9 protein-coding genes are annotated in these 14,744 nt (G+C 66.8%); 5 read left to right on the top strand and 4 right to left on the bottom strand.

What is annotated here, in order from left to right:
* Window positions 1–17 precede the first annotated feature (17 nt).
* Window positions 18–1,616 (bottom strand): TonB-dependent receptor domain-containing protein, encoded by a 1,599-nt coding sequence (locus RI03_RS24630; protein WP_010216888.1) that lies wholly within the window; start codon window positions 1,614–1,616, stop codon window positions 18–20.
* Window positions 1,592–3,187, bottom strand: a complete 1,596-nt coding sequence (locus RI03_RS24625; RefSeq protein WP_010216885.1) for a TonB-dependent receptor plug domain-containing protein — start codon at window positions 3,185–3,187, stop codon at window positions 1,592–1,594. Before RI03_RS24625 ends, RI03_RS24630 begins: the two co-directional genes overlap by 25 nt.
* Before the next feature lie 452 nt (window positions 3,188–3,639).
* Here RI03_RS24625 and RI03_RS09345 point away from each other — a divergent pair, with 452 nt between their 5' ends.
* The 5 genes from RI03_RS09345 to RI03_RS09325 all read left to right on the top strand — a co-directional run bounded on the left by RI03_RS09345 (window position 3,640) and on the right by RI03_RS09325 (window position 13,264).
* Window positions 3,640–6,195, top strand: coding sequence for a glycoside hydrolase family 3 protein (locus RI03_RS09345; RefSeq protein WP_010216883.1), 2,556 nt, complete (start codon window positions 3,640–3,642; stop codon window positions 6,193–6,195).
* Window positions 6,196–6,301: 106 nt separating this feature from the next.
* Complete coding sequence (locus RI03_RS09340) at window positions 6,302–9,712, top strand: glycoside hydrolase family 2 (RefSeq protein ID WP_010216881.1); 3,411 nt, start codon at window positions 6,302–6,304, stop codon at window positions 9,710–9,712.
* On the top strand, window positions 9,709–11,031 hold the full coding sequence (locus RI03_RS09335) for a sugar porter family MFS transporter (RefSeq protein WP_010216880.1): 1,323 nt from the start codon (window positions 9,709–9,711) through the stop codon (window positions 11,029–11,031). The genes RI03_RS09340 and RI03_RS09335 overlap by 4 nt, the downstream gene beginning before the upstream one ends.
* Entirely contained in the window at window positions 11,031–11,783 is a 753-nt protein-coding gene (locus RI03_RS09330; RefSeq protein ID WP_010216879.1) for a GDSL-type esterase/lipase family protein, read from the top strand. Before RI03_RS09335 ends, RI03_RS09330 begins: the two co-directional genes overlap by 1 nt.
* Window positions 11,780–13,264 carry a carboxylesterase/lipase family protein gene (locus RI03_RS09325; RefSeq protein ID WP_010216878.1) on the top strand — a complete coding sequence of 495 codons (1,485 nt, stop codon included), beginning with the start codon at window positions 11,780–11,782 and terminating at the stop codon, window positions 13,262–13,264. Before RI03_RS09330 ends, RI03_RS09325 begins: the two co-directional genes overlap by 4 nt.
* Window positions 13,265–13,361: 97 nt before the next feature.
* On the opposite strand, the gene RI03_RS09320 is transcribed toward RI03_RS09325, so the two are convergent.
* Window positions 13,362–14,090 (bottom strand): fatty acid desaturase, encoded by a 729-nt coding sequence (locus RI03_RS09320; protein WP_238542335.1) that lies wholly within the window; start codon window positions 14,088–14,090, stop codon window positions 13,362–13,364.
* A gap of 53 nt (window positions 14,091–14,143) precedes the next feature.
* Window positions 14,144–14,668 (bottom strand): sterol desaturase family protein, encoded by a 525-nt coding sequence (locus tag RI03_RS09315; RefSeq protein ID WP_010216876.1) that lies wholly within the window; start codon window positions 14,666–14,668, stop codon window positions 14,144–14,146.
* Between the last annotated feature and the right edge of the window lie 76 nt (window positions 14,669–14,744).

Here is a 14,744-nt window from a genome sequence, read left to right as displayed (position 1 = left end):
GACCGCCCCCGGGCGCATCAGAACTTGACGCGCACGCCACCGGTGAAGCGGCGCTCGTAGATGTTGTTGTAGGCCTTCTGGTCGGGGAAGGTCAGGTAGTATTTCTCATATTCGCCGCCGAGGTTCGAGCCCTGCGCATAGAAGGTGATGTGCGAATTGACGTCGTAGCTGAGCGACGCATCGATGTAGTTGGTCGGCGACTGATACAGCTCCAGACCCTTGATGCCGCTGAAGTCCGACTGCACCGCGCGCTTCGAACGATAGTTCCAGGCAACGCGCGCCTGGAAATGCCCGTCCTGGTAGAAGCCCGCGAGGTTGGTCTGGATCTTCGAATTGTCCTGGAACGGGATCGACGCGCCCGCCAGATCGGTCTGGCCCGAGTCCGACGGCGAATAGGTGATGTTCGCGTCGATGCCGAAGTTGGTCAGCAGCCGCGGCATGAAGCCGAGATCGCTGAACGACTGTTTCCAGCCAGCTTCGACGCCCTTGAGCGTCCCGCCCTGGCCCTGCACCGGCGTGGTGATGAACACCGTGCGCCCACGCACGACACCGTCATTGTCGGGCAGATCGCTGCGCGTGACCGTCCCCGACTGGATGAAGCTGGCGACGTCGATGTAGAAGGCGCCGAAGCTCAGCAGGCTGCTCCGCCCGATGTAATATTCAAGCGAGCCCTCGACGTTGGTGGCGCGCCACGGATCGAGCTGTGGGTTGCCGTTCGAGCTGCCGCCGGTCACGCGGAAAACGGGCGAGCCCGCGTTGGTCGTGTCGATCGCGTAGTTCGGGTTGAGCCCCCCGCCCCACTGGTTGAGATCGAGCAGCGTCATCGTCTGGCTGAACGCGACGCGCAGCTTCAGATTGCGCTGCAGGTCGAACGCAAGGTTGAAGGCCGGCAGGTAATCGGTGAAGTTGCGCTTCGTCTCGACGATGCCGTTGCTGAGGTTGGCCAGACCGTAGGGTTGTGGCGACCCGGTGACGAACTGGATGATGTCGAGCTTGGTGTTGATGATCTTCATGCCGGCATTGCCCGACACGGGGATGCCGAAGACATCACCCTTCACGTTCATCTGCACATAGCCCGAGATCTGCTTCACGCCGACGTTGAACGAGGCGCCGGGATTCTGCACCTCGACATTGCCCGGGTAGAAGCTGTTCTGGAACGCGAGTGCATTGTCCATCGCACCCGGGTTGAGCACGTAGATCCCCGGAAGGCCGGCACCCGGAAGGTTGTACTGCTTGACCTGGTTGTTGAAGATCGCGTTGCTTGCGTTGCGGACCTGCCCCGCAGTGTAAGCACCGCCGACCGGCCCGGCCGAGCAGCTCGGGTCGCTGAGCGGAACGTCGAACGCCTTCCACTTAACCAGGCACCCGCCAGCGCGCGACGCCTGCCCCGCGTAGAGGGGCGCGGCGCGATCGAACTCGAAGTCGTTGACCGACCGCTCGCTGTACCGCCCACCCGCGCTGAAGCTGACCGCATCATTGGCCTCATACGACACGTCGCCACGGATCAGCTTGAGGTCGCCGTTGCGGCGGTAATTGCCTTCCGACGAGGTCGTCTTCATCGAGTAGTTGTTGATGTTGCCGAGCAGCGTGGTCAGCTGCGACGGCAGCGTGAACACCGGCTGGCTGCCGGAGAAGTTGACCTGCGCGGGGAGCGATGCCGTCCCTGCGATGGTGTTGACGACATAGCCGCCCGGGTTGAACGCGACGTTCCCGGTCGGATAGCGCCCGATCCCGCCCGGCTGCCACTCGCGCCGTTGCTGACGCTAAACTGCAGGTAGCTCTGGTCGTAATCCGAATAGGCCTTGCCGTAGATGCCGCGCAGGCTGGCCTTGAAGCCGCTGCCATTGTCGTACTTCAACTCGGCATTGTAGTTCTGCGACTGCGACTTGTAGTGATCGTTCTGCGAATAGGAATCGAAGTTTCCGAGCGCATAATCATACACTTGCGTCGAATAGAGATCGTATGCGCGCGAGATGCCGTTGCTGGTCTGGGTGATCTGCGCACCGGTGTTGCGCGACCCCGTCGGGAGGGCTTCGCCCGCCTGCCAGTTGACGTTCTGCATCTGGATGCCGGCGGTGCGATCGTGCTCGTTCTGCTGCGTGAAGAACGCGTCCGCGACGAGCGTCAGCTGATCGCTGATCTCCCATTGCGCCGACGCGTTGAGACCGATGCGCTCGCGCTGGTTGATCTTGTTCCACGCGGTGAAGGCCTGCGGGGTCAGGAAGATGTCGTTCGCGGTGCCGTTGCCGTTCACGTCGCGACCGCTGCCGACGACCGTGCCGCGCGGACGGCCGGCGGGCGAGAAGCCGTTCGACGTGTCGACGTCGCCGGTCGGATTGGCGGCGGTGTTGAACTGCTCGTTGTGCAGCCCGACGCCGTAGCCCTCCTGGATCCCGTTGTGCGAGTTCGACAGGTGCAGGTTGGAATAGGCCCCGGACACGAGCACGCCGAACCGCTCGCCATGATAAGCGACGAGCCCGTTGAAGCTCTTGTCGAGCTCCTTCGCCTTGTCGCCATACGACCCTTCGGCCGCGGCAGCGACGGTGAAGCCGCGCTTGAGGTCCATCGGACGGCGGGTGCGGAGGTTGACCGTGCCGGTAATGCCCGCGTTGAGCAGGTCGGCGGTGCTCGACTTGATGACGTCCGCGCCTGCGAACAGCTGCGAGGGGATGTCGTTGAAGTTCGGCTGGATCGTCGTGATCGACTGCGCGCCGAGATACGCCTCGCCGTTGAGCAGCGTCGTCACCTGCGGCAGGCCGCGGATGTTGATCGCCGCGCCCTCGCCCGCGTCGCGGCGGATCTGGACGCCCGGGATGCGCTGGAGCGAATCCGAGATCGTGACGTCGGGGAGCTTGCCGATGTCCTCGGCCGAGATCGAGTCGGTAACGGACCCGGCCGAGCGCTTGAGGTTGACCGCGCGCTGCTGTGCGCCGCGAATGCCGGTGACGACGATGTCGGCGGGTGGCGTATTGTCGTCGGCGGGCGCCGCGACTGCGACGGGATCGTTGGCCGTGCCGGCCTGGTCGGCCGCCGCGGCCGAGGGCGATGCCGCCTGCGCGGTCGGCGCGTTCGCGAGAACGCCCTGCGTGGTTCCACTCTGCTGCGCGTACGCCGCGGTGCCGGTCAGCAATGCCGACCCGGAAACGGCGATCAGCAAGGACGCCTTATGCCCAAATTTCAAAATCATTCCCAATCCTCTCCAACCCTGATTCGGCGGACCGCGGCTTGGCGGCGATCCACGGGTATGGAGAAAACTGCGGCACAGGCCGTGCCTGCTCCCCCTCCCCTGACCGCGTTCGCGACTTACCGTCGTCTCCGAGACCCGAACAATTCCACCATGTGTCGATGTGCGTCAACGATTAAATAATGCAATTTGTGGTTTTATAAAATTGCGTGGGATTTTGGTGACACGTCCCTGGTCTGCGACCAGATCGTTCGGCACGGAGGCCGGATTGGCGGAAAGCGATTGTGACGCTGGGAAAATCCTAGTTTCGCGACAATTGTCAGTGCTCGTCGATACACGAGGGTGTCGTACGGCTGATTCCACCGCATTCGCCAATTGATTTTCGTTATGTCGTGTCGCAACGGTGGACATAACGCAGAAGTGCGGTCGTGTTCGACCAGCCTGGGGAGAGTTTGATGGCTGCCGGTTTGTCTTCGATCAAGGTCGCATTGCTGGTTCAGGCGGCAGTCGCGCCGCTTGCTGCCGTTCCCGCGACGTCGCCAGCACCCGTGGCGCCAGCGCCGCTATCCGCGGTCGCGCATCCGGAAATCTGGCCAACCGCCAATGCCCGGCCGTTGCGGGATGCCAAGGTCGAGGCGCGGATCGAGGCGATCCTCCGGCGGATGACGCTCGAGGACAAGGTCGGCCAGCTGATCCAGGTCGACATCGCAAGCATTAGGCCCGCGGACCTGCGCACCTACAAGCTCGGATCGATCCTCAACGGCGGGAATGCCGGACCCAACGGCGACGATCTCGCCCCGCCGGTCGAGTGGCTCAAGCTGGCGGACGCCTTCTACGACGCCTCGGTCGCGCGCACCGACGGCCGCCCGGTCATCCCGGTGATCTGGGGCACCGACGCGGTGCATGGCAACAACAACATCCCCGGCGCGACGCTTTTCCCGCACAATATCGGGCTCGGCGCGGCGCATGATCGCGACCTGATGCGCGAGATCGGCCACGTCACCGCGATCGAGACCGCCGCCGCCGGGATCGACTGGACGTTCGCCCCCACGCTCGCGGTGGTGCGCGACGATCGCTGGGGGCGGACCTATGAAAGCTATTCCGAAGAACCGACGATTCCCGCCGATTATGCCGGTGCGGTGATCGAGGGCGTGCAGGGCAAGGTCGGCACCCGGGATTTCCTCGCGCCCGACCATGTGATCGCGACGACGAAGCACTTCCTCGGCGACGGCGGCACCGGCGGTCGCGACCAGGGCGATGCGCGCATCCCCGAGACGGTCCTGCGCGACATCCACCTCGGTGGCTATCCCGCCGCGATCGAGGCGGGGACGCAATCGGTGATGGCGAGCTTCTCGAGCTGGAACGGCGCGAAGATGCACGGCAACAAGAGCCTGTTGACGGGGGTGCTGAAGGACCGGCTCCACTTCGACGGCTTCGTCGTCGGGGACTGGAACGGTCACGGCCAGGTCGACGGCTGTTCCAATGAGAGCTGCGCTGCCGCGATCAACGCCGGGCTCGACATGTTCATGTATTCGGGCAGCGCGTGGAAGGTGCTGTACGCGAACACGCTCAAACAGGCGCAGTCGGGTGAAATTCCCGCCGCACGGCTCGACGATGCCGTGCGCCGCATCCTTCGCGTCAAGATCCGCGCGGGCACGTTCGACCGTGGACGCCCCTCGTCGCGGGCGCTCGCGGGCAAGATGGCGCTGATCGGGGCGGCCGAGCATCGCGCGATCGCCCGGCGTGCGGTGCGCGAGTCGCTCGTGCTGCTCAAGAATGCGGGCGGCGTGCTGCCGCTCAAGCCGTCTGCCAACATCCTCGTTGCCGGCGGCGGCGCGGACAATATCCCGCAGCAGGCCGGTGGCTGGTCGCTGACGTGGCAGGGCGGCGGGACGACCAACGCCAATTTCCCAAATGCGCAATCGATCTGGTCGGGGATCGACGCCGCGGTCAAGGCCGCGGGCGGGACCGCGACCTTGTCGGTCGACGGCAGCTTCGCGAGCAAGCCTGACGCCGCGATCGTCGTGTTCGGCGAGCAACCCTATGCCGAGTTCAAGGGGGACCGCCCGACGCTCGATTACAGCACCGACGACAAGTCCGACCTCGCGCTGCTGCGCAAGCTGAAGGCGGCGGGCGTGCCCGTGGTCGCGGTGTTCCTGTCGGGCCGCCCGCTGTGGGTGAATGCCGAACTCAATGCCTCGGACGCGTTCGTCGCGGCATTCCTGCCGGGCAGCGAGGGCGGTGGCATTGCCGATGTGCTGTTCCGCAAGAAGGACGGCAGCATCGGCAGCGATTTCCGCGGCAAGCTCAGCTTTTCCTGGCCCAAACGCCCCGATCAATATGTCCTCAATCGCTCGGACCCCGGCTACGACCCGCTGTTCGCGCTCGGCTACGGCCTGAGCTACGCACGGCCTGGCACCGTCGCGACCCTCGACGAGGCGCGCCCGGCGGGTCTTGCTTCGGCCTTCAGCGGCACGGTGTTCGGCAAGGGGCGCGTTCCCGAGGGCTGGTCGCTGGCGCTGGTCGAGCCCGGCCAGTCGAAGGTCCGGCTGCTGGGCGTGACGGCGACGACCGCCACCAGGCGGCTGACCGCCTCCGCGGTCGACCGGCGGCGGCAGGAGGATGCGCGCGCGTTCGTCTGGACGGGCGGCCCGGCCGAGGCGCGGATCGAGACCGACCGTCCGATCGACCTGACGCGCGAGAGCAATGGCGAACTGAGCCTCGTCGTCGACGTCCGCGTCGACCGCGCCTCCAGCGCCACCGCCCGGCTCGGGATGGTCAGCAACGACGGCAAGGCCGTCACCGTCCCGATCGGCGGCATGCTTGCGGCGGCGAAGCCGGGGGTGTGGCAGCAGGTGATCGTCCCGCTGCAATGTTTCGCGGCGCGCGGGGTTGACATGGCGCACGTCAGCGCGCCCTTCGTGCTCGCCACCGACGGTGCTCTGGCCCTGTCGCTCTCGGACGTGAAGATCGATTCCGCCCCGGTGCCGATGACGCAATGCGGTGGCTGAGGTCACGCTTACGTGTCGCAATTAAACAAAATTGATTTGGCATTCAGCCGCCTCTGTGCTTTTGGTCCATCAAGCCGACGGGATCGGCACTGTTGGGAGGCGATCGATGGGCAAGACACACGCAGGCGCGATACTCGTTGCGTTGCTGGCAACCGCGGCAACCGCACGCGCGCAAACCTACGGGCCGATCAGCGCCGACCTGCCCGCAGGTGGCGACGCCGTCACCAGCCGGATCGGTGGCACCGACGTCACGACGATCGCTGCGCCGACCTGGACGCTGTCCGCATGGGTCGCGCCCACCGCGCTTCCCGCCGGGCGCGCATTGGTTGGCGGCTTCGGCGATCCCGCTACAGGGCCACGCCGCTTCCTGGCGCTCGACGCCGGACGCCCTAGCCTCGTCACCGAGGGCGGAACGCTCACCGCGCCGGCGCGACTGACGCCCGTCGGGTGGCATCACCTCGCGGCCAGCTTCGACGGGACCACCGCGCGATTGTTCGTCGACGGCAAGCCGGTCGCACAACGCAAGATGACCGCCGCGCCCGTATCTCCGGTCGCAACTCTCGCGCCCCGCTCGGGTGATCCGGTCTTCGCCGGTCGCGTGGCGGACTTCAGGTTGGTCGCCGGCGCAAGCGACGCGCAGACGCTGAAGGCCGCGGCGACGCGTCGGCCTGACCCGGCGCTGATCGCCTTCCAGCAGGGCAGCCCGAGCTGGCCGGTGCAGGTCCGCCAGATGTATGGCCAGACCGCGCCGCAGGATGCCGCGACGCTTCCGAAATCGAAGATGCCGTTCGACGCCCCGGTCGCCAAGCCCGAGCCGACGACCGCGGCGATCGTCGCGACCGGTCCCGGGCAATGGGACGTCAACGGCTGGCGCCTCGCCGAAGCGCCGAAAGTCAGCGCGCCGGGCGCGACGCTCAGCCGTGCCGGGTTCGACACGCGCGGCTGGTATGCCGCGACCGTCCCCGGCACCGTGCTGACGACGCTGGTCGATCGCGGCGTCTATCCCGATCCCGCGCATGGCCTCAACAACCTCGCCATTCCCGAGCAGCTGGCGCGGCAGGACTATTGGTATCGCACCGAATTCGACGTCCCCACCGACGCTGCAGGCAAGCGCCAGCAACTGACCTTCAACGGCGTCAACTATGCCGCCGAGGTGTGGCTCAATGGCCAGGTGATCGGTACGATGAAGGGCGCGTTCATCCGCGGCCAGTTCGACGTGACGGGCAAGCTGCTCCCCGGTCGCAACGCGATCGCGGTCAAGGTCTCGCCCGCCCCGCATCCCGGCATCGCGCAGGAGGAATCGCTGACCGCCGGCGTCGGCGAGAATGGCGGGATGATGATGCTCGACGGCCCGACCTTCGGCGCGGCCGAGGGCTGGGACTGGATCCCGACCATCCGCGACCGCAACACCGGGCTGTGGCGCGGCGTGACGCTGGCTGCGACCGGCGTCGCGACGCTGGGGGATCCACACGTCGTCACGACACTGCCGCGCGCGGACAACAGCGTTGCCGATGTCGAGATCACCGTGCCCGTCTCGAACGCATCTTCCCAGCCGGTCACGACCGTTGTGCGCGCCGCGTTCGACGATGTCACGGTCGAAAAATCGGTAACGCTCGCACCCGGAGAGAGCAGCGACGTCGTGTTGCGTCCGTCCGAGTTCAGGCAACTGTCGGTCCGCAACCCCAAGCTGTGGTGGCCCAACGGCTATGGTGCCCCCGCGCTGCACGACCTGACGCTGACGAGCACCGTCGCGGGCCAGCCGAGCGACACGCGGCGGCTGCGCTTCGGGATGCGGCAGGTCACCTACGACATGTCGCTGATGGACCAGAAGGGCACGCTCGAACGCGTCGGGATCGACCTGAGCAAGGCACGCGTGCTCGGCCAGCAGATCGTCGATGGCAGCCATACCGGGATCCACAAGGTCAAGGACGGCTGGGCCGCCTCGCTGGTCCCGGGCGCGGAAACCTCGCCCGCGGTGCGCCAGATCAAGGATGAGGACGGGTTGACGCCGTATCTCGTGATCCGCGTCAACGGCGTGCGGATCGCGGCGCGTGGTGGCAACATCGGCATGGACGACTTCATGAAGCGGGTCGATCGCGCGCGGCTGGAGCCGTTCTTCCGGCTCCACCAGGACGCCCATATGAACATCATCCGCAACTGGGTCGGGCAGAATACCGAGGATACGTTCTACGATCTGGCCGACGAATACGGTTTGATGATCCTCAACGATTTCTGGGAATCGACGCAGGATTACAACATCGAGGCGCAGGACCCCGCGCTGTTCCTCAAGAACGCGACCGACGTGGTGAAGCGCTACCGCAACCACCCCTCGATCGTCGTGTGGTTCGGCCGCAACGAGGGCGTGCCGCAGCCGATCCTCAACGAAGGGCTGCAGGCGCTGATCCACCAGGAGGACGGCACGCGGATCTACATGGGGTCGTCCAACCGCGTGAACCTGCAGAACAGCGGGCCGTACAACTGGCGCCCGCCGGTCGAATATTTCACCGAGCATGCCAAGGGCTTTTCGGTCGAGAGCGGCACGCCGTCGCTGCCGACGCTGGAAGCGTGGAAGCGCGCGATTCCGGCAGCGGACCGCTGGCCGATCAGCGACAGCTGGGCGTATCACGACTGGCATCAGACCGGGAACGGCGCGGTGACGAGCTACATGAATGCACTCGCCACGCGTTTCGGCCCCGGCACCAGCCTCGAGGATTTCGAGCGCAAGGCGCAGATGATGCAGTATGAGTCGTACCGCGCGATCTTCGAGGGGATGAACGCCGGCCTGTGGACGCAGAACAGCGGGCGGATGCTGTGGATGACCCAGCCCGCCTGGCCGTCCTCGGCGTGGCAGATGTTCTCTTCCGACTATGACACGCAGGCGTCCTTCTACGGCGTCAAGAAGGCGTCGGAGCCGGTCCACGTCCAGATGAACCTGCCCGATTACAAGGTCGTGCTGGTCAACAACCGGGTCGGCGACCTGCGCGGTGTGACCGTGGCGGCGAAGGTCGTCGCCCTCGACAACCGCGTACTCGCCGAGAAGCGCACCACGCTGACCGCGACCGGCGAAACCGCCAACGCGGCGTTCACGCTCGACCTCGCGCCGATACTGGCGAAGGGGGTCGCGCTGGTCCGGCTGGAAGCGCGCGACGCTGGCGGCAAGGTCCTGTCGACCAACCTCTATTGGCAGGCCGCCAACGACGCACAGTTCCAGGCGCTCAACACGCTCGCCTCGGTCACGCTCCAGTCCACCGCGAGCAGCCGGGTCGACGGTGCCGAAACCGTCGCGACGGTCACGCTGACCAACCCGAGCCAGACCCCAGCGATAGAGACCAAGCTGACGGTGCTGAATGCGGACGGCAGCCAGGTCCTGCCCGCCTACTTCACCGACAATTACGTGTCGTTGCTGCCGGGTGAAACCCGCTCCGTCGAGATTCGCTACCCGACCGGCAAGGCCGCGACCCCGAGCGTCACGCTGCGCGGCTGGAACGTCGCCGCGTCGAGCACGGCGCTGCGGTGAGCGGGCGCGGCGTCCTCGCGGCGAGCATCGGCACCGCCGCGCTCGCCGGGCTGTTGTTCGGGTTCGACACCGCGGTCATCGCGGGTGTCACCGGCGATCTCACGCGGATCTACCGGCTTACCCCGGAAACGCTGGGGGTCACCGTCTCCGCCGCGCTGTGGGGGACGCTGGTCGGGGCGCTGTTCACCGGCAAGCCGGGGGATCGCTACGGCAGCCGCCGCGTGCTCGCGCTGCTCGGCATCCTCTATGTCATCGCAGGCATCGGCTGCGCGTTGGTCACCGACTGGACCGCGTTCCTCGCCTTCCGGTTTGCCTGCGGGCTCGCGATCGGGGGATCCTCGGTCCTCGCGCCCGTCTACATCGCCGAGATCGCGCCCCCTGCCCGGCGCGGCATGCTGGTCGGGCTGTTCCAGCTTGCGATCGTCACGGGAATCCTGGTAGCCTATCTCAGCAACGCGGTCGTCGGGTCGTTGGTCGGCGAGGCGGCATGGCGCTGGAAGCTCGGCGTCACCGCGGCGCCAGCGATCCTGTTCCTGGTCCTGCTCGCGCGTATTCCGGACAGCCCGCGCTGGCTGATCCTATCGGGACGCCTCGACGACGCTCGCACCGCGATGGCCCGGATCGGCCTGACCGCGGCGGAGGCGTCCGCCGAGATCACCTCGGTCGAGACGGCGCTTCGGCAGGACGAACCTGGCGAGGCCCTGTCGTGGCGCAAGCATCGCAAGCCGATCCTGCTCGCGGTCGCGACCGCGATGTTCAACCAGCTCGCCGGGATCAATGCGGTCCTCTATTACCTCAACGACATCTTCGCCAAGGCCGGAAGCCTGTCGCCCGATCGGCAGGCGATCCTGATCGGTGCCGCCAACCTGCTGTTCACGCTGGTCGGCATGGCGCTGATCGACCGGGTCGGGCGGCGGACGTTGCTCGCCGCCGGCGCGGCGGGGATGACGGTGTGCCTGTCGGTCGCCGCGCTGGTACTGTTCGGGCGGATCGGCAACGCTGCGCTGCTGCCCGCGCTGGTCGGCTTCATCGCCTTTTTCGCGACCAGCCAGGGCGCGGTCATCTGGGTCTATCTGTCCGAGATCTTCCCGAGCGCGGTGCGCGCGCGCGGCAGTGGCCTCGGCGCGAGCACGCACTGGTTGATGAACGCCGCGATCGCCGGGGTGTTTCCGGTGCTCGTCGCCTGGTCGGCGGGCGCGCCGTTCGTGATCTTTGCGGTTGCGATGGCGGTGCAATGCGTCGTCGTGCTGCTGTTCTTCCCCGAAACCAAGGGCGTCGCACTCGATGCGATGCACGCCCGGATGATGGAGTCCCGCTGATGCGCCGTGCGATGCTACTGCTGTCCGTTTTGTTGCCAATGGCCAGCGCAAGCCAGGCGCAGACCCCGGCGGCCGACAAGGCCACCCCGGCGCAGGACGCCGAGCAGCGGCTGCATCAGGACTGGGCGTGGCTCGGCCGCTACCAGCAGGCGAATGCCGCGATTCCGCCGTCCGACACCCGCAAGCGCGTCGTTTTCATCGGCGATTCCATCACGCAGGGGTGGTTCGACAAGGTTCCCGGGTTCTTCGGCCCCGACCGGATCGATCGCGGGATCGGCGGACAGACCACGCCGCAGATGGTGCTGCGCTTCCGGCAGGACGTGATCGACCTGCACCCTGCCGTGGTGCAGATCATGGGTGGCACCAACGACATCGCCAGCAACACGGGGCCGATGACGCTGGAGCAGACACAGGCCAACATCATGATGATGTGCGACCTCGCGCGCGCGAACGGGATCCGCGTGATCCTCGCGTCGATCCCGCCCGCCGCCAATTTTCCATGGCGTCCCGGACTGGAAGTGTCGTCCAAGATCGCGCGGATGAACCTCTGGCTAAAGGGCTATGCCGCACGGATCGGTGCGACCTATGCCGATTACTGGACCGCGCTCCACGACGGGTCGGCGCAGCGCGCGGCATTCACCGTCGACGGCGTCCACCCCAATGAACGCGGCTATGCCGCGATGGCCCCCGTCGCCGAAGTCGCGATCCGCGACGCGCTGGCGCGCCCTGCCCCCGCCGGCCTGCTGCGGTGAGCGTTCTGCTGGCGCTCGCGCTGGCGGCCGCCGGACCGATCGTCACGACGGATGACGGTCCGGTCCGCGGTGCGGCGATCGCGGGCGGCGGGGCGGTGTTCCGGGGTATCCGCTATGGTGCCCCGCCGACGGGGGCGCTGCGCTGGCGGGCACCGGTCCGGCCCCGACGCTGGACCACGCCCATAGCGACGGTCGCGGACCATGCGGGCTGTCCGCAATCCGACTATGGCACGTGGAACCGCGCCGCCGCGCGGGGCGGATCGGAAGATTGCCTGTTCGTCGACGTCCGCACCCCGCGCCTGACGCCCACCGCTAAGCTGCCGGTGCTGGTCTGGATCCACGGTGGCGGCAATCGCGGCGGGGCCGGCGGTGGCACCGTCGAAAGCCGGATCACCGAGCGCGGGATCGTGCTGGTCAGCATCCAATATCGGCTGGGGGCGCTCGGGTTCCTCAGCCACGCCGCGCTGAGCGCCGAGGACGGTGGGCATTCGGGCAATTACGCGCTGATGGACCAGCAACTCGCCCTTCGCTGGGTGCAACGGAACATCGCGCGGTTCGGGGGAGATCCGCGGCGGGTGACGATCGCGGGCGAATCCGCCGGCGCACAGGACGTCGCGCTGCAGCAGCTGTCCCCGCTGGCGCACGGGCTGTTTCACGCGGCGATCCAGGAAAGCGGGACGGCGGGGTTCGGCGTGCCGCCGCGCAGCCTGGCGCAGAATGAGGCGGTGGGCGCGCTTTTCGCTCGGGCGGCGGGTCTCTCCCCCGACGCCACCACCGCGCAGCTCCGTGCGCTTCCGGTCGATCGCGTCCTCGCGGCGCAGGAGGCGATCGTGGCGCCTGGGCTCGAGGACAACAGCTTCATCTGGCTGCAGGCCGTGGTCGATGGACGCGTGCTACCCGATACGCCCGCGCATCTGCTCGCGCGCGGACGCGCCAACCCCGTCCCGCTGATCATCGGGACCAACGCACGCGAGTTGCCGTTGCACGGTGACCTGTCCGCCGCCCCCGGGATCGTGACGCAGGCCTTCGGCAGCCACGCCGGCGCGGCGCTGGCCTATTACGGGTTGGGTCCGGGACGGATGCCCGTGTCGGACCCCCGGCTCGGCAGCACTACCGACCAGATCGCCACGGACCTGACCTTCCGCTGCCCGACACGCGTCACCGCCGCAGCCGTGGCCGGGCACGGCGGATCGGTCTGGCACTACGTCTATGATTATACGGCACCGGACGCAGCACCCGTAACGCACGGAAGCGAACTGCGCAGCGTGTTCGGCACCCCCGCGACCGGGCTCGAGCGTGGCGCGCCGCCGCTGCAATCCTATTGGGTGCAGTTCGTCCGGACCGGTAATCCGAGCGCAACCGGCTCGGCACTCTGGCCCGAGGTCTCGGCCGCCAGCCCGCATGCGCTTGCATTCACCAATGCGGGGCCGATCGTGCGCGATGCAACACGATTGCCCTGCCTCTGGCGCGATGCACCTTGAGATCGCAAGACGACACGAATTTGACGTCGCATAGCGACGCAAGGACCTTAAGAGCCGCGCCCGCCCCGCAAAGTTGCTGGAGCGCGGCGTTGGGGTCCTATCGGTAGGCCTGCGGCGATGATCGATCATTTGCTCGCTGTGCGAGCGTGTGACGTCGTGCTGGTAGCCCCCACCAGGGTGTTCCCGGCGACACGTGGTGCTCGTGATGATAGCCACCGAAATGAAAACAGGTCAGCAACGACAGAACCGGGCCGATGTCGATGCTATGGGCGTGGTGCGCATCGGCAAAGGGTTCGGCGCGGTCCCGGTGCGGAAGCCACGTGCCGAAGACGAACAATTGACCCACCGCCCCGAGCGCCGGCAGCGCCCAGAAGATGACGATGTTTCCGAGCGGTGCCCCCAGCACGAGCGTGTAGACGAGCGCGACGAGCGTGATCCGCGCAATCTGCGCGTGTGAATAATAGGACCGGAAGAACTGCAGGAACCAGCCGCCAAGGCTCGCATCGCCCCGGTGGAAATCGGGGTCTCCGGCGGTTCCCGTCTCCTTGTGGTGCAAGTGATGTTGCGGCAGCAACGCAGCGTAGGACAGGCAGGCGTAGAGCGAAAGCGCGGTTGCCCCGATCACCCGGTTCAGCCGCGGACGCGTCGGCGCAAGCGCGCCATGCATCGCATCGTGCGCGACGATGAAAAGCCCGGTGCTGAGCCATGTCTGGACGGCGACCATCGCTATCGCAACCGGAACACTCGCCCAGCTCCAGTGCCAGAAGAAAATCCCCGTGATATGGATCGTCAGCCACGCCAGGATCAACGCAGCGGCCAATGACACGCCGATACGAGTCTGGCGTCGGGCGGCGGGTGTCGCCGGAGGCCGTAACGCACTCACTCCCGTACCGCCAGCGCAGCGTCGGTGACCGCTGCCGGACGCGCAGTACGCCGCTGCGGATCGGCGTTCGCGCGCAGTTGTGCCTTCAGGACCGAGGGCTTGCGCGCGAAGAGGAACCCATGGCTGACGGTACCGTCCCGGCCCTCGACCGCGTGGTGCAGCCGATGCGCCTGCAACAGGCGTTTGAAATAGCCTTGCTTCGGCACCCACCGGAACCCGCCACGCTGGTGCACGAGCATATCGTGTACGAAGGCGTAGATCCCGCCGTAGACGGTAATGCCGAGCGCTGCCCACCACAATGGTTGCCACCATAGCCCGGCAGTGAACAGGACGATCGGCACGATCGCGAAGACGATCGCGTACAGATCGTTCTTCTCGAACCAGCCGGAATGCGTTTCGTGATGGGACTTGTGCCACCCCCAACCCACGCCGTGCATGACATAACGATGCACCGCCCAGGCAAAGCACTCCATGAACAAAACCATGAAGGCGACGATCGCGAGGTTTTGATACCAGGCCATCAGGCGCGGTCGTCTTTACTGGAGGCGGACAGGTAAAACGGCTTCAGCATGCACCGCACATAAGCGTAGCAGCGGC

Origin of the sequence: Sphingomonas sp. PAMC 26621, assembly GCF_000251145.1 — a bacterium.
Taxonomy (GTDB): Bacteria; Pseudomonadota; Alphaproteobacteria; order Sphingomonadales; family Sphingomonadaceae; genus Sphingomonas.
The sequence above is the reverse complement of the archived record's forward strand: the minus strand, read 5'-3'. Positions and strand labels throughout refer to the sequence as shown.